The organism is uncultured Dysosmobacter sp., assembly GCF_947631165.1.
In the GTDB taxonomy this organism is placed as follows: domain Bacteria; phylum Bacillota; class Clostridia; order Oscillospirales; family Oscillospiraceae; genus Oscillibacter.
Window position 1 is genome coordinate 14,420 of sequence record NZ_CANRKH010000021.1, and the last position, 14,985, is coordinate 29,404.

General features: G+C 63.0%; 11 protein-coding genes. 6 read left to right on the top strand and 5 right to left on the bottom strand.

Features of this window, described 5'->3' with window-relative positions:
* Nucleotides 1-114 precede the first annotated feature (114 nt).
* The gene (locus Q0Z69_RS10895; protein WP_298033280.1) at nt 115-1,125 is read left to right on the top strand and encodes a C45 family autoproteolytic acyltransferase/hydolase; all 1,011 of its coding nucleotides are present in this window, start codon (nt 115-117) and stop codon (nt 1,123-1,125) included.
* An 82-nt stretch (nt 1,126-1,207) separates the two neighbouring features.
* On the opposite strand, the gene purB is transcribed toward Q0Z69_RS10895, so the two are convergent.
* On the bottom strand, nt 1,208-2,626 hold the full coding sequence (purB, locus tag Q0Z69_RS10900) for an adenylosuccinate lyase (RefSeq protein WP_298033283.1): 1,419 nt from the start codon (nt 2,624-2,626) through the stop codon (nt 1,208-1,210).
* Between the two features lie 123 nt (nt 2,627-2,749).
* On the bottom strand, nt 2,750-4,024 hold the full coding sequence (locus tag Q0Z69_RS10905) for an adenylosuccinate synthase (protein ID WP_298033285.1): 1,275 nt from the start codon (nt 4,022-4,024) through the stop codon (nt 2,750-2,752).
* A gap of 422 nt (nt 4,025-4,446) precedes the next feature.
* Between Q0Z69_RS10905 and Q0Z69_RS10910 the strand changes: the two genes are divergently transcribed.
* From Q0Z69_RS10910 to Q0Z69_RS10920, 3 genes are all read left to right on the top strand, one after another.
* A complete protein-coding gene (locus Q0Z69_RS10910) occupies nt 4,447-5,931 on the top strand; it encodes a DUF1846 domain-containing protein (RefSeq protein WP_298033288.1) in 1,485 nt (494 codons plus the stop codon).
* A gap of 197 nt (nt 5,932-6,128) precedes the next feature.
* Nucleotides 6,129-7,154, top strand: coding sequence for a type I glyceraldehyde-3-phosphate dehydrogenase (gap, locus tag Q0Z69_RS10915; RefSeq protein ID WP_298033291.1), 1,026 nt, complete (start codon nt 6,129-6,131; stop codon nt 7,152-7,154).
* 344 nt (nt 7,155-7,498) lie between these two features.
* The gene (locus tag Q0Z69_RS10920) at nt 7,499-9,658 is read left to right on the top strand and encodes a Tex family protein (RefSeq protein WP_298033295.1); all 2,160 of its coding nucleotides are present in this window, start codon (nt 7,499-7,501) and stop codon (nt 9,656-9,658) included.
* A gap of 65 nt (nt 9,659-9,723) precedes the next feature.
* On the opposite strand, the gene Q0Z69_RS10925 is transcribed toward Q0Z69_RS10920, so the two are convergent.
* From Q0Z69_RS10925 to dusB, 3 genes are read right to left on the bottom strand one after another with little or no spacing between them, the layout of a single operon-like run.
* Nucleotides 9,724-10,647, bottom strand: coding sequence for an anti-sigma factor (locus Q0Z69_RS10925; protein WP_298033298.1), 924 nt, complete (start codon nt 10,645-10,647; stop codon nt 9,724-9,726).
* Nucleotides 10,644-11,255 (bottom strand): RNA polymerase sigma factor, encoded by a 612-nt coding sequence (locus tag Q0Z69_RS10930; RefSeq protein WP_298033300.1) that lies wholly within the window; start codon nt 11,253-11,255, stop codon nt 10,644-10,646. The genes Q0Z69_RS10925 and Q0Z69_RS10930 overlap by 4 nt, the downstream gene beginning before the upstream one ends.
* Entirely contained in the window at nt 11,252-12,223 is a 972-nt protein-coding gene (gene dusB / locus Q0Z69_RS10935; RefSeq protein WP_298033303.1) for a tRNA dihydrouridine synthase DusB, read from the bottom strand. Before dusB ends, Q0Z69_RS10930 begins: the two co-directional genes overlap by 4 nt.
* Nucleotides 12,224-12,405: 182 nt before the next feature.
* On the opposite strand from dusB, the gene Q0Z69_RS10940 reads away from it, so the two are divergent.
* Both Q0Z69_RS10940 and Q0Z69_RS10945 read left to right on the top strand, forming a co-directional pair.
* Nucleotides 12,406-12,669, top strand: a complete 264-nt coding sequence (locus tag Q0Z69_RS10940) for a TfoX/Sxy family DNA transformation protein (protein WP_298033306.1) — start codon at nt 12,406-12,408, stop codon at nt 12,667-12,669.
* A 236-nt stretch (nt 12,670-12,905) separates the two neighbouring features.
* The gene (locus tag Q0Z69_RS10945; protein WP_298033308.1) at nt 12,906-14,939 is read left to right on the top strand and encodes a SpoIIE family protein phosphatase; all 2,034 of its coding nucleotides are present in this window, start codon (nt 12,906-12,908) and stop codon (nt 14,937-14,939) included.
* The last annotated feature ends 46 nt before the right edge of the window (nt 14,940-14,985 follow it).

Below are 14,985 nucleotides of genomic sequence, written 5' to 3' on the forward strand. Positions count from 1 at the left end.
AGACATGCCGGACGCAGAGTGTTCATTTTTCACTTGACAAGAATTTTTTATTCCATTACGCTGGTAAAAGAGTTGCCGGCAGCTCTCCAAATGACGATAAAGGAGAGCAAATCCATGTATCATGAATACTTTCACGGGACGCACTATGAGATCGGATTTCGATGGGGCGCCCTGTTGGCTGAACGCGGCAATTTTATTTTGGATCACATCGGTTTCCCGATCACACCTGAACGAGCGGCATTTTCAGATTCCTGTATTCCCGTCTATCAGGCGTACTTCCCTGAAATACTGGAAGAGATCCGGGGGATCTCGGATGGACAGGGCTGTGATATAAAGGCCCTTCAGGCGTTTCTCTTCAGTATGTATGCCATGCCGCCGGCATGTCACTGCTCTTGCCTGGCTGTTTCCAACGGCAGACAGATCCTCTTTGGGCGAAACAGCGATTTTCTGACGGAGCTTGAAACGAGCAACATGAATGTGATCTATGGATTCACGTCAAGCGGCTATTCCTTCACCGGAAATACCACCGCTTTCGTTCAAATGGAGGACGGTGTCAACGAGCACGGATTGGCGGTGGGCCTGACGTCGGTCCAGCCGGTCTCCATCCGGCCCGGGATGAACGCGGGGTTGCTGCTTCGTTTCTTCCTTGAGACGTGTAAGACCACGAGGGAGGTCCTTGAGCGCATACAGAATATCCCCATCAGCTCCGCCCAGACATTCACGATAGCGGACGCGGCGGGGGAGATCGTGGTAGTGGAATGCTGTTCGGACGGGGCGGCGTTCCTGCGGCCCTCTGACCGGCAGCCGTATGTCTGCGCGGTCAATCAATACCATGCGGCGGCCATGGAGCCATTCCGCAGTCCGGGCATCGACGATTGGCAGGCGGGAGCACGCTATGAGACCCTGGTGAAGGCGCTGGACCGGTTTGCCGGAGAAATGACGGTTGGAAACGCGGCGGACATCCTATCGGGCAGGCATGGCTTTTTGTGCCAGTATGATCGAAAGGCGGGAAGAGATACGGTGTGGTCGGTCATTTACGATCTGAAGAAAAAGGTCATATTCCGCGTGGGAGGAAATCCTTCCCGGCACGCGTTCCAGCAGGATAGCCGATTCCGTATCTTGTGACGGCGATGCCCGCTGGCCCGGTGAAAAACGAACATCAAAGGGGCGGGGCCGTATGGCCCCGCCCCTTTGGATCGGGCAGTATTTACAGATTGATCTCTGGCTTTTCCGCAGCGGCGTCCGCCAGCAGCGGCTCCACCTGGGCCAGGAACGCTTCCACCTGTTCTGGGCAGCGGCCGATGTAGGCGCTGGGGGCCAGCACGGCCTCCATCTCCGCCTCGGTCATGCCGAAAGCAGGCTCCGCCGCCAGGCGGCGCAGCAGGTCGCACTTCTCGCCCTCTTTCATTTTGGCCGTGGCGGCCATGGAGCAGGTGCGGATGATCTCGTGAAGCTCCTGGCGGTCGCCGCCCCGCTTCACGGCCTCCATCATCAGGTTCTCCGTGGCGATGAAGGGCAGATACTCCCGCACCGCGGCGTCCACCACCTTCTCGTTGACGTGGAGACCGTCGGTGACATTTTGGGCCAGGCGCAAAATGGCGTCGGCGCAGAGAAAACCCTCCGGCATGGACAGCCGTCGGTTGGCGGAGTCGTCCAGCGTCCGCTCCAGCCACTGGACGGAGGCAGTCATAGGGGCGTTTATGGCGTCGGCCATCAAATAGCGGCTGAGGGCGCAGATGCGCTCGGACCGCATGGGATTGCGCTTGTAGGCCATGGCGGAGGACCCGATCTGGTTCTTCTCGAATGGCTCCTCCACCTGCCGGTCGTGCTGGAGCAGGCGGATGTCGTTTGCCATCCGGTAGCAGCTCTGGGCGATGGAGCTGAGACAATTCAAGATGCGGCTGTCCACCTTTCGGGGATAGGTCTGGCCGCAGACGGGGAAGCACTTGTCAAAGCCGAACTCGGAGCTGATTTTTCGATTCATCTCGTCGATCTTTCCGCCGTCGCCTTCGAACAGGTCCATAAAGCTGGCCTCGGTGCCGGTGGTGCCCCGGCAGCCCAGGAACTTCATATTCGCCAGCACGAAATCCAGCTCCTCCAGGTCCGCCAGCAGGTCCTGCATCCACAGCGTGGCCCGCTTGCCCACCGTCACCAGTTGGGCGGGCTGGTAGTGGGTGTATCCCAGGGTAGGAGTGGCCTTGTATTGCGCCGCGAACTTGGAGAGGTTCGCCAGCACGGCGATCAGCTGGCCCCGGAGATACCGCAGGCCCTCCCGGTAGATGATGAGGTCCGCGTTGTCGGTGACATAGCAGCTGGTGGCCCCCAGGTGGATGATGCCCGCGGCGGAAGGAGCCGCCTTGCCGTAGGTGTAGACATGGGCCATCACGTCATGGCGGACTTCCTTCTCCCGCTGGGCGGCCATTTCATAGTCGATGTCGGTGAGGTGGGCCTCCAGCTCCGCCACCTGCTCGCTGGTGACAGGCAGGCCCAGCTCGTGCTCCGCCCGGGCCAGGGCTACCCACAGCCGCCGCCAGGTCTGGATGCGCATATCGGCGGAGAACAGGTGCAGCATGAAGGGAGAGGCGTACCGGGACGCCAGGGGGGATTCGTAACGGTCTTTAGACATAAGAACGACCCTTTCCAATAGTTCGAGATGAAAAAGCGCAGAGTGAAGATAGAGGAGAAGCTCCTCTCTTTATGCGGTACCGCATAAACCGGCAAGCGCAATTTGTGGGCTACTGCGTTACGCTTATCGGAGAATGATGGCGTCCCGCTCCGGCCCCACGGATACGTAGGTGATCCGGCAGCCGATCTCTCTTTCCACGTATTCCACGTACTTTCGAGCGGCTTCGGGCAGATCCTCCCATTTCCGCACGCCGGAAATGTCGCACTGCCAGCCGTCCAGATATTCCTCCACCGGCTTCGCGTCAGGCAGGATGGCGGGGAAGGGGAACTCGTCGATCTGCTCCCCGTTCAGCTCATAGTGGGCGCAGACGGGGATCTTGTCCATGTAGCTCAGCACGTCCAGCTTGGTCAGGGCGATGTCGGTCGCTCCCTGGCACTGGATGCCGTAGCGGGTCGCCACGATGTCGATGGGACCAACCCTGCGGGGCCGTCCCGTCTTGGCGCCGTACTCAAAGCCCGCCTCGCGCAGCTTGTCCGCCCGCTCGCCGAACCACTCGCAGGTGAAGGGCCCCTCGCCTACGCAGGAGGAATAGGCCTTCACCACGCCCACGATCTTGTCCAGCTTGGCCTCGGGGAAGCCGGAGCCCACGGGGGCGTAGGCGGCGATAGGATTGGAGGAGGTGGTGTAGGGATAGATGCCGTAGTCCAGGTCCCGCAGGGAACCCAGCTGGGCCTCGAACAGGATGGATTTGCCCTCCCGCTGGGCCTTCCGCAGGAAAGCGCCGGTATCGCAGATGAAGGGCTTGATCTTCTCACCGAAGTCCGCGGCCCACTGCTTCAGGTCCTCCATGGTGTAGGGCTTGGCGCCGTAGACCTTCTCCAGCGTCAGGTTCTTCCACTCCAGAATGCCCTCCAGATGCTCCCACAGCTTGTCCGGATACAGCAGCTCGCCGGCCATGACGGTCTTTTTCTGGAATTTATCGGAGTAGAAGGGGGCGATGCCCTGCTTGGTGGAGCCGTACTTCTTATCCGCCAGGCGGGCCTCCTCCAGGCCGTCCAGCTCCCGGTGCCAGGGCAGCAGCAGGGATGCCCGGTCGCTGATCTTCAGATTCTCCGGTGTGATGGCCACCCCCTTGGCAGCTACGTCCTGGATTTCCGTCCACAGATTTTCACAGTCCAGGGCCACGCCGTTGCCTAGAACGTTCACCACGTCTGGACGGAAAATACCGGAGGGCAGCAGGTGAAGGGCGAACTTGCCCCGCTCGTTGACGACGGTGTGTCCGGCGTTGCCGCCGCCCTGATAGCGGACGACCACGTCGTAATCGCTGGTCAGCAGGTCCACCATGCGGCCCTTGCCCTCGTCGCCCCAGTTGATGCCTACAATGGCGCAATTTGACATTTCAAAAAACCTCCCGGTTTGGGAACCTGTACCGATGGGCGCTGCACACCGTCCGGACGGGCCTTTTCCCACCGCTCTGCGTTGTTTCTCCTTGAAATACACGAAGTATTCCCGCGTCGAAACGCCTTGACCGGCGGGAAAATCCCTCGCCCATCCGGCATCCCTCGCCTATCGGTACAGGTCCTGGTTTTGCACAAACAGGATGGACCGCAAGGCCCAACCTATCATATTATACCGGCACTTTTCCCATAAGTAAAGAGCAAACTTGTTATACCGGCAATAAACGCCTCTAATAGGTCGGCCTATTCCTCCCGCCGACCCGGCGGCATTCGCGGCAAAACTGTCAAAACCCGCTTCCAAAATTCGACGGCTTGTGATATACTATCTCGGGATTTGAGAGAACAGAGAAAAGGGGAGTACATATGGCAGCTATTGGCTTCGACAATCAAAAATATCTCACCACGCAATCAGAGCAGATCAAGCGCCGCATCGCCCAGTTCGGCGGCAAGCTGTATCTGGAATTCGGCGGCAAGCTGTTTGACGATTACCACGCCTCCCGGGTCCTGCCTGGCTTTGAGCCGGACAGCAAGATCCGGATGCTCCAGCAGCTGAAGGACGATGTGGAGATCGTCATCGCCATCAACGCTGCGGACATCGAAAAGAACAAGGTCCGGGGGGATCTGGGCATCACCTATGACGACGATGTGCTGCGCCTCATCGACATTTTTCGGGGCATGGACCTGTATGTGGGCAGCGTGGTGCTGACCCGGTACAGCGGCCAGGCCGCCGCCGACGCTTTTTTGAAGCGCCTGAAGGTCCTGGGCATCCGCTGCTTCCGCCACTATCCCATCGCGGGCTATCCCTCCGACGTTCCCCACATCGTCAGCGACGAGGGCTTGGGGAAAAACGACTATATCGAGACGACCCGCTCCCTGATCGTGGTGACGGCCCCCGGCCCCGGCAGCGGCAAAATGGCCACCTGCCTCAGTCAGCTGTACCACGACTACAAGCGGGGCATCCGGGCGGGCTACGCCAAGTTCGAGACCTTCCCCATCTGGAACCTGCCCCTGAAGCATCCGGTGAACCTGGCCTACGAGGCCGCCACGGCGGACCTGAACGACGTGAACATGATCGATCCCTTCCACCTGGAGGCATACGGAAAGACCGCCGTGAACTACAACCGGGACGTGGAGATATTCCCGGTACTGAACGCCATCTTCGAAAAGATCCAGGGAACGTCCCCCTATCGTTCCCCTACCGATATGGGGGTCAATATGGCTGGGAACTGCATCGTGGACGACGCAGTCTGCTGTGCCGCTTCCCGCCAGGAGATCCTGCGCCGCTACTACAACGCCTGTGTGGAGCGCCTTCAGGGCAAGGCGGGGGACGAGCCGGTGCGGAAGCTGGAGCTGGTGATGCAGCAGGGAGGCGTGACCCCGGATATCTGCCCGGCGGTGTCCGCCGCCCTTACCAAGGCAGAGACCACCGGCGCGCCCGCCGCGGCCATGGTCCTGCCGGACGGACGGGTCGTCACCGGCCGCACGTCGGAGACCCTGGGCGCCGCCTCGGCCCTGCTGCTCAACGCATTGAAGGCGGTGGGCGGCATCGATGACCACTTCGAGCTGATCTCCGCCCAGGTGCTGGAGCCGGTGTGCGATCTCAAGACCCGCTATCTGGGCCACCGCAATCCCCGTCTCCACACCGACGAGGTGCTGATGGCCCTCACCATCTCCGCTCTGACCAATCCTCTGGCGGAGATGGCCCAGCAGCAGCTTCCCAAGCTGCGGGGCTGCGACGCCCATTTCTCCGTGGTCCTCAGCGATGTGGACGACAGGCTGCTGAAGCGGCTGGGCGTCAACGTCAGCTGCGAGCCGCGGTATGAGACGAAGAAGCTGTATCACAAGTGATACGCGCGATCTGGATGCGGACCCGGGCAGGGCGGCCTTTGGCCGCCCTGTTTTTTTGCCTGTGCAAAAATGCCAAGAAAACGTGAAAAAGTAATGCGTAATTTTACGCAACAGCAATTTAACTTTTCCTGAAAGCTGTTATAATGGACAGAGGATCCGCCGGACGCTCCGACGGAAGAACAGGAAGGGGTACATACATGGCGATCAAGGTAGGTATCAACGGCTTCGGCCGTATCGGGCGGGTTGCCCTGCGCATCATGGTGGAGCGCGGCTCCAGCAGCTATCAGATCTGCGGCATCAATCTGCGCAGCGCGGATCTGGATTATATGGTCTATCAGGTGAAATACGACTCCGTGTTCCGCACCTTTACCGGCAGCGTGGAACATGACGAGCGGCACCTGATCATCAACGGCAAGAAGATCCGGGTCTACAGCGAGAGCGACGCCTCTCAGATCCCCTGGGACGACTGCGGCGCGGAGTACATCATCGAGTCCACCGGCGCCTACAACACCATGGAGAAAGCCAGCGTCCATCTGAACGGCGGCGCGAAGAAGGTCATCCTCTCCGCACCCTCCAAGGACGATGTGATGCCCACCTTTGTCATGGGAGTGAATCACAAACTGTACACGCCGGATATGAACGTGGTCTCCAACGCATCCTGCACCACCAACTGTCTGGCGCCCATGACCAAGGTCATCCACGACACCTTCGGCATCAAGCAGGCGCTGATGAGCACGATCCACGCCGCTACCGCCAAGCAGAAGGCGGTGGACTCCCGGGCTGGCCGGGACTGGCGGACGGGCCGCAGCGTGATGGGCAATATCATCCCCTCCTCCACCGGCGCGGCCAAGGCGGTGGGCCAGGTCATCCCCGAGCTGAAGGGCCGCATGACCGGCATGAGCTTCCGGGTCCCTACCAACGACGTGTCCGTGGTGGACCTGACCGCCCGGCTGGTCAGTCCCGCCAGCTATCACGACGTGTGCGTTGCCATGGAGAACGCGGCCCGGAACAGCATGAAAGGCATCATTACCTGCACCAATGACCAGGTGGTCTCCTCCGACCTCACCGGTTTTTCCGAGACTTGTATCTTTGACGAGACAGCGGGCATCATGCTGGATGATGACTTTGTCAAGCTCATCGCCTGGTACGACAACGAGTGGGGCTACAGCAACAAACTGCTGGATCTGATGGCCTACATGTACAGCGTGGATCATCAGGACTGAGCGCATATTGCCGGCGTACGGATCCTGAATAAGCATATATAAAGAGCGCGGCGTCCCCATAGTGGGCGCCGCGCTCTTTTCACCGAAAAGGTAAATTCGGACTTTATGGCCCCGGAGAAATATGGTATAATAACTTGCTGTTTCTTTGAACAGGAACGAATGGTTTGCCGGGGCCGGAAGGGCCTGTAAATGTGGAAAAAGGACTTTCCGCCGGAAAAGCCGCCGCCTGTTCGGCGAAGCCGGCGAGACGGCGGAAAAAACAAGCGTGAGCAGGGGCCTTTGGCATCGCCTGCCTCTTCCGTGTTCTCTGTATCCCCTTACCACCTCATCAGAAAGGAAGCACTATGGATATCATCGAACAACTGGCACAGGAACTTCAAAAACCCGTCCAGCACGTGGAAAATGTGGTCCGGCTGCTGGACGAGGGCAACACCATCCCCTTCATTGCCCGCTACCGCAAGGAGCTGCATGGGGCCATGGACGACACGTCTCTCCGGACCCTGGAGGAGCGGCTGGCCTACCTCCGGGGCCTCCAGGACCGCCGGGAGGCTGTGAAAAAGGCCATTGAGGAGCAGGGCAAGCTGACGGAGGAGCTTTCACAAGCCATCGACGGCGCGAAGACCTTGGCAGAGGTGGAGGACCTGTACCGCCCCTATAAGCAAAAGCGCCGCACCCGGGCCACCGTGGCCCGGGAAAAGGGCCTGGAGCCGCTGGCGGCGGTCCTCTTCGCCCAGGGGCCGGATTGCCCGGACCCGCTGACGGAAGCGGCCAACTATATCGACGGAGAAAAAGGCGTAGAGACGGCGGAGGACGCTCTGGCGGGGGCCTCCGACATCATTGCCGAACAGATCAGCGACGACGCGGACCTGCGGAAGAAGCTGCGGGAGCTGCTGATGAAAAACGGCCGCCTGGTCAGCGCCGCCGCCACAGAAGAGGACACCGTCTATCGCCTGTACTACGATTTCTCCCAGCCCCTCTCCCGGCTCCAGGGCCACCAGATCCTGGCCGTCAACCGGGGAGAGAAGGAGGAGAAATTAAAGGTCTCCATCCAGCTGGACCGGGATCTGGCCCTGCGCACCGTCCGCCGCCATGTGGTGGTGCCCGGCAGCGCCGCTATGGAGTTCATCAAGGCCGCGGCGGAGGACGCCTACGACCGCCTGCTGTTCCCCTCCCTGGAGCGGGAGGCCCGCTCCGCCTTGACAGAGACCGCCAGCGAGGGGGCCATCGGCCAATTCGCCCTGAACCTGCGGCCCCTGCTGATGCAGCCCCCTGTCAAGGGCAAGGTCACCATGGGCCTGGACCCCGGCTACCGTATGGGCTGTAAAGTGGCTGTGGTGGACGGCACCGGCAAGGTCCTGGACACCGCCGTGGTCTATCCCACCTACGGCGAGCGCCAGAAAAACGAGGCCATCGCCGCGTTGTCCAGGCTCGTCAAAAAGCACGGCGTGGAGCACATCGCCATCGGCAATGGCACAGCCAGCCGGGAGACGGAGCAGATGGCTGTGGAGCTGATCCGTCAGGTCTCCGCCGCCGGATACCAGGTCAGCTACATGATCGTCTCCGAGGCTGGGGCCTCCGTCTACTCCGCAAGCCCGCTGGCGGCGGAGGAATTTCCTCAGTACGACGTGAACCTCCGCTCCGCCGTGTCCATCGCCCGCCGCCTCCAGGACCCTCTGGCGGAGCTGGTGAAGATCGACCCCAAGGCCATCGGCGTGGGCCAGTACCAGCACGACATGCCCCCAAAGCGGCTGGACGAGGCCCTGGGCGGCGTGGTGGAGGACTGCGTGAACGCCGTGGGCGTGGATGTGAACACCGCCTCGCCCTCTCTGCTGCAAAGGGTCTCTGGACTGACGGCAGCCACCGCCAAAAACATCGTGGCTTACCGGGAGGAAAACGGTCCCTTCACCTCCCGGAGCCAGCTGAAAAAGGTGCCGAAATTAGGCCCCAAGGCCTTTCAGCAGTGCGCGGGTTTCCTGCGGGTCCCGGAGAGCAAAAGCGCGCTGGACAACACCGCCGTCCACCCGGAGAGCTATGACGCGGCCAGGCAGCTTCTGGAGCTGACGGGCCACGCCCTGGCGGATGTGAAGGCGGGGAAGCTCCAGGACCTGCCCGCCCAGGTAAAGGCTTACGGCGAGGAAAAGGCCGCCCAGGCCATCGGCGTGGGCGTTCCCACCCTGCGGGACGTGGTGAGCGAGCTGCTGAAGCCCGGCCGGGATATCCGGGAGGACCTGCCCCAGCCCATCCTCCGCACCGACGTGCTGGAGATAAAGGATCTGAAACCCGGCATGGTGCTGACCGGCACCGTCCGCAATGTCATCGACTTCGGCGTGTTCGTGGACATTGGCGTCCACCAGGACGGTCTGGTGCATATCTCCCAGGTGGCGGACAAGTTTATCAAGCATCCCTCAGAGGTGGTCTCCGTAGGGGATGTGGTGAAGGTCCTGGTCCTGGATGTGGACGAGAAAAAGAAGCGCATCAGCCTGTCCATGCGCCAGGCGAAGTAAACGAAAACAGGGTCCCGGGCCATCGGCCCGGGACCCTCTTCTTCAATTGCCGTTTATTTGGCTGCCTAGCCTGCGGCGGGATCGATGACCACGATGCAGCAAAGCTCCGTAGTGGCCTCCTGGCTGGGGGACGGCTCCTGGGCGCAGCCCAGCTCCTGAAGGAGCCGCTGGAAGTCCGCCTGTTCCATGGCGTAGCCGGTGCCGGTGATCTCCGGCTGGAGGGCGTTGGAATAGGGCTTGCCGGCAAAGCCGTCCAGAGAGTTGCCTGCCTGCTCCGCGGTGAGGCGGGCGGTGGCGGCAAACACCACATTCTCGTATTCGGCCCAAGCCGCCGCCTCTTCCGGCGATTCCAGCGCGGCGTCCAGCTCTTCCGGCGCGGCTGCCGGTTCATCCGCCGCGGTAACCTGGGGCGCAGCCGCTGGCTCCTCCGGTGCGGCTTTCTGCTGAGCATCCTCGGCGGGGGCGTTCTGCCCGGTGAACCGCATGGCAGGCTCCGGCACCTCCGGCTCTCTGTCAGCCTCCACGATTTCCATGGCGTTGTCGTAAGAGGCCCCGTACAGGCTCTGGACGCCGGTGCTGTCGCTGGCAGTGTCGGCGGCTTCCGTGCTGGCAGGGGCTTCTGTACAGGCAGCCTCCATAGCCGGGGAGGCGGATTCCGCCTTCCAGCCGCCCTGGAAGCCCACGCCCCGGACCAGCGCCACGATGGCGCAGCAGGCGGCAAGAGAGACCGCAAGCTGCCTCCAGCGCCGTTTCCGGGGCACTTTTTCAGCGGCCCGCACTGCGGCCATCACATTGTCCGCGAAGCCATCCGGCACCTCCGTCTCCTCCGCGGTGGGAAAGGCGGCCCGCAGGGCCAGCGCGTCGTCCACATAGGCCTGGCAGCCGGGGCAGATATCCAGGTGATCCCGGACGCGGGCCATGTCCGCGGCTTCCAGTTCGCCGTCCACGTACAGGTCCAGCAGGGCCGCGTATTCGTCACAATATTTCATATGCAGCCCTCCTTTTCACTTTCTTTGGACGCAGGGGCGGAAAAAAAGTTCCCGCTTTCCAGCAAAATTTTTCGCAGCAGCTTCCGCCCCCGGCTGATGCGGGACTTCACCGTCCCCAGCTCCAGGTCCAGGATGGCGGCGATCTCGTCATAGGTCCGCTGGTGCAGCTCCCGCAGCACCAGCGCCTGCCGGTACTCCGGCGGCAGGGCCGCCAGGCCCTCCTCCACCTGCCGGCGCAGCTCCGCCCGCTCCGCTGCCTCCTGGGGGGAGGGGGCGGAGTGGTCCGGGATGTCCGGATTCATGTTCTCATCATTGAGGGAGAGGGCGGCGGCGTTCCGGTGCCGTCCCTCCCGCCGCAGCAGGTCCACGGCGGCGTTGGAGGCCAGACGGTACAGCCAGGTGGAAAAACTGGCCTCGCCCCGGAAAAAGGGCAGTCCCTGCCAGGCGGCCAGGAATGCCTCTTGGGCGGCCTCGGCGCCGTCCTCCGGATTCCCGCACATCCGGGCCGTCAGCGCCAGGACCCGCTTCTCATATAAGCGCACCAGCTCCCCGAAGGCGTCCTGGTCTCCCTGGCGGGCCGCGTCGATCCACTTCTGCTCGTCGCTCATGTCAAATCCCTCTTGATCCCCTTCGTGACCCGGTATACGTCCTCCAGGGTATTCATTCGCACGATCTGTTCCTTGTAAAAGCCGGCATGGGGCACACCCTTGAGATACCAGCAGTAGTGCCGCCGGGCCTCCAGGACGGCGACCCGCTCGCCCTTGGCCTCCGCCGCCAGCTCAAACTGCCGCACGGCGGTGTCGCACCGCTCCGCCAGACAGGGAAGAGGGGGGATGGGGCGCCCCTCCAGCGCTGCTTGGGCCTGCTGGAACAGCCAGGGATTGCCGAAACAGCCCCGGCCGATCATGGCCATGTCCGCCTGAGTGTGCTGCAGGATGCGGGCGGCGTCCTCCGGCTTCCAGATGTCGCCGTTGGCGATGACCGGCACAGACACCGCCTCCTTCACCTGACGGATGCAGTTCCAGTCCGCCTGTCCGCCGTAGACTTGGGCGCGGGTCCGGCCGTGGACCGCCACGGCGGCGATCCCCGCCGCTTCCAGCGCCTGGGCGAATTCCACGCAGTTGCAACTGCCCATGTCCCACCCCCGGCGAAATTTGGCGGTCACTGGCACAGGCCCCACGGCCTTCACCACCGCCTCCACGATGCGGGCGGCCTTTTCCGGGTCCTTCATCAGCGCCGCGCCGTCGCCGTTGTTGACGATCTTGCCCATGGGACAGCCCATGTTGATGTCCAGAATGTCCGCCCCGGAGGCCTCCAGGGCGATCTGGGCCGCCTCCGCCATGCAGGATGGGTCGCTGCCGAAGATCTGCACGGCGGCGGGATGCTCCCCGGGAAACTGCTTCAGCAGGGAAAAAGTCTTTTTGTCGTGGTAGCACAGCGCCTTGGAGGAGATCAGCTCCGTAACGGTGTATCCCGCGCCCAATTCGGCGCAGATCTGCCGGAAGGCCGCGTCCGTGACCCCCGCCATGGGGGCCAGCGCCAGCTTGGAGTTGATCTCGACTGTTCCGATCCGCATGGGACACCGTCCTTTGCTCATAAAAATACAATTTATCATATCATAAAATCTCTGGGAAGTCCACAGGAAGCGGCTGACTTTGCCGCCGGGCCTTGCGGCGGCGGGGCCGATATGATAAAATCGGTTTGAACACAAAAGACAGTACCCTTTGTTCACTGAGGATACGGAAAGGGCGTGGTATCATGGCGGAGCTGACTTCCATGTGCAACGTTGGAAAAGAGCTTGCCCGAAAGCTTGAGTCGGTCGGCATCCGCTCAGCGGAGGAATTGACCCGGACAGGGAGCATGGAGGCGTTTTTGCGGCTGAAAATCCGGTATCCCAATGTCTGTCTGGTGCATCTATACGCGCTGCAGGGCGCTATCGACCAGACTGCGTACAATTGCCTGCCGGAAACGATCGAAGAAGAGCTGAAACGCTTCAGCGACAGCCTGCGGGAGCGATCCTAGAGGACGCCTTTTGGGCAGATCGGAGGATGGACATGGGACCGGGAGAGAGGATGGAACTGCCGGTCTGACGGGACATACCGGACATCGCAGCGCTGAACCGCCGCCGTCTCAGCTTGGGACGGCGGCGGTTTCCATGTTGAAAGACGCGGGAAAAGACGCGGTTTCTTTTCCCGACGGGATTTTTCCGTCACAGCCTGTAAAATGGTGTAAAATCACACCTTTGGGAGGGACAGGCTGTGGAACACGGTCAGATCACATGGAAGCGCTCCGCCTGGTGGATGGCGGCTGGCATCCGCTTTTTTCTGGCGGCGGCGCTGACGGCCAGCCGGACGGCAGGGGGATACGTTCCCTTTGCCCTGGGCTTCGTGGCGGCGGCGGGGCCGGGCGCTGAAGGAGCCGCCGCCTTGGCGGGCCTGGGCTTGGGAGCCCTGCTGTTTTTGGACTTCGCGGAGGCGCTGCCCGCGGCGGCGGTGGGCGTGCTGCTCCTCACCGCCTCCACTGCCTTTCGGGGCAGCCCCGCTCTGGCCCGGCCCAAGGTGCTGGCCTGTACGGCGGTGGGGCTGTTCCTGGCGGTGGATATCATTTACGTAGTGGAATCCCTGGCCCCGCTGGAGCGGCTGACCCCCTGCCTGGCGGCGGCAGGCCTTACCGGGGCCGCCGCCTGGTTCTTTCAGCCTCTGCTGCGGCCGGAGGAAGACGGCCCCCTTCCGGCGGACAGCCTGCTGTTCCTGGCGGCGGCGCTGCTGCTGGCTCTGGCGGACCTGGAGCTGTTGGGCCTCTCCCTGGGACGGATGCTGCTGTGCGTCCTGCTGGCCTATACCGCCTATGAGCGAGGGGCCGTGACAGGCGCGGCGGCGGGCCTGGGGATCGGCCTGACGGCGGACCTCTGCGCTGGAACGGGCGGCGGTATTTTCACTGCCGGACTGGGGCTGGCAGGCCTGCTGGCCGGCAGTCAGGCGGGACGCCGCCGGAGCCGGGCGGCGGGAGCTTTCCTGCTGGCGTCTCTGGCGGCGCTGCTGCCTGCCCGGGAGCCTTTGGCTCAGCCGCTGCTGCTGGAATCCGCGGCAGGGATGGCGGTATTCCTGCTGCTGCCGGGGCGGCTGTTCGGCGGCAAGCGCATCAAGAAGCAGGAGCCGCTGCCAGAGTCCGCCGTCAGCGCCCAGCTGAAGGCACGGCTGAACCGTGCGGCCCGTGCGCTGCGGGACCTGTACGACAGCATGGGCCGCACGCCCTCCACAGATGAGAACCCCGCCATCATCTTCGATCGGGCGGCGGAACGGGTGTGTCGGGGCTGCGCGCTGTGCGGCCTGTGCTGGCAGCGGGAGTACACAGGCACCTTCAACGCCTTCAACGACGCGACTCCTTATCTGCTGGAACGGGGCCGAGCGCTGCCCAAGGATTTCCCCGCTTACTTCACGGACCGCTGCGTCCATCTGCCGGATCTTCTGACGGCGGTGAACGGCGAGCTGTCCGCCTATCTGCTGCGGCGGCAGTACCGCCGCCAGCTGGAGGAGACCCGCCGCAGCGCCCGGGGACAGTACGCCCAGCTCAGCGAGCTGTTGACTGCCACCGCCGCGGGCCTGGGAGAGGCGGCGGCCACGGCGGGAGAGGCGGACTTCGCCTGCCAAGTGGGCGCCGCCCTGCGGCCCCGGGAAGGGGAGACGGTCTGCGGAGATACGGTGATGTCCTTTCAGACGGAGACGGGCCGTTGGTGCCTGCTGTTGGCCGACGGTATGGGCAGCGGCGAACCGGCCCGGCGGGAATCCGCCCTCACCTGCCGCTTGCTGCGCCAGTTTCTGGAGGCGGGCATCGAGCCGGAGGCGGCTTTGAAGACCCTCAACGCCGCCATGGCCCTCCGAGGGGCGGAGACCGGCAGCTTCACCACCGTGGATCTGTGCGTGCTGGACCCCGCCACCGGGGAGACGGTGTTTTATAAGTACGGCGCGGCCCCCAGCTACCTGAAAAAGGGGGGCGCCGTCCGGCGGATCACCGGCGGCAGCCTGCCGGTGGGCCTGCGGGGCGCGCCGGCCTCGCCGGACGTGACCAAGGTGGAGCTGGCCCCCGGCGGCTTTGTGGTGATGATCAGCGACGGCGTGGCGGACCCGGGGCGGGACGAGTGGCTCCAGGACCTGCTGGCGGGCTGGGAGGGGGAGGACCCTCAGGCCCTGGCGGGGCTGCTCCTGGCGGAGAGCGTCCGCCGGGAGCGCCTTCAGGACGACTGCGGCATCCAGGTGCTCTACCGCCCGGCGGAGGGGATAAAAAAGGTGTGACGGCGGTATAAAAATCCTTCTCCCGCGGCACAATGAGACCATCAAC

Excerpts from the sequence above, each read along its gene's own strand:
- Q0Z69_RS10925 (WP_298033298.1), bottom strand. The coding sequence starts at position 10,647 with ATGAAATATTGTGACGAATACGCGGCCCTGCTGGACCTGTACGTGGAC.
- Q0Z69_RS10940 (WP_298033306.1), top strand. The coding sequence starts at position 12,406 with ATGGCGGAGCTGACTTCCATGTGCAACGTTGGAAAAGAGCTTGCCCGA.
- dusB (WP_298033303.1), bottom strand. The coding sequence starts at position 12,223 with ATGCGGATCGGAACAGTCGAGATCAACTCCAAGCTGGCGCTGGCCCCC.
- Q0Z69_RS10910 (WP_298033288.1), top strand. The coding sequence starts at position 4,447 with ATGGCAGCTATTGGCTTCGACAATCAAAAATATCTCACCACGCAATCA.
- Q0Z69_RS10930 (WP_298033300.1), bottom strand. The coding sequence starts at position 11,255 with ATGAGCGACGAGCAGAAGTGGATCGACGCGGCCCGCCAGGGAGACCAG.
- purB (WP_298033283.1), bottom strand. The coding sequence starts at position 2,626 with ATGTCTAAAGACCGTTACGAATCCCCCCTGGCGTCCCGGTACGCCTCT.
- gap (WP_298033291.1), top strand. The coding sequence starts at position 6,129 with ATGGCGATCAAGGTAGGTATCAACGGCTTCGGCCGTATCGGGCGGGTT.
- Q0Z69_RS10905 (WP_298033285.1), bottom strand. The coding sequence starts at position 4,024 with ATGTCAAATTGCGCCATTGTAGGCATCAACTGGGGCGACGAGGGCAAG.
- Q0Z69_RS10895 (WP_298033280.1), top strand. The coding sequence starts at position 115 with ATGTATCATGAATACTTTCACGGGACGCACTATGAGATCGGATTTCGA.
- Q0Z69_RS10920 (WP_298033295.1), top strand. The coding sequence starts at position 7,499 with ATGGATATCATCGAACAACTGGCACAGGAACTTCAAAAACCCGTCCAG.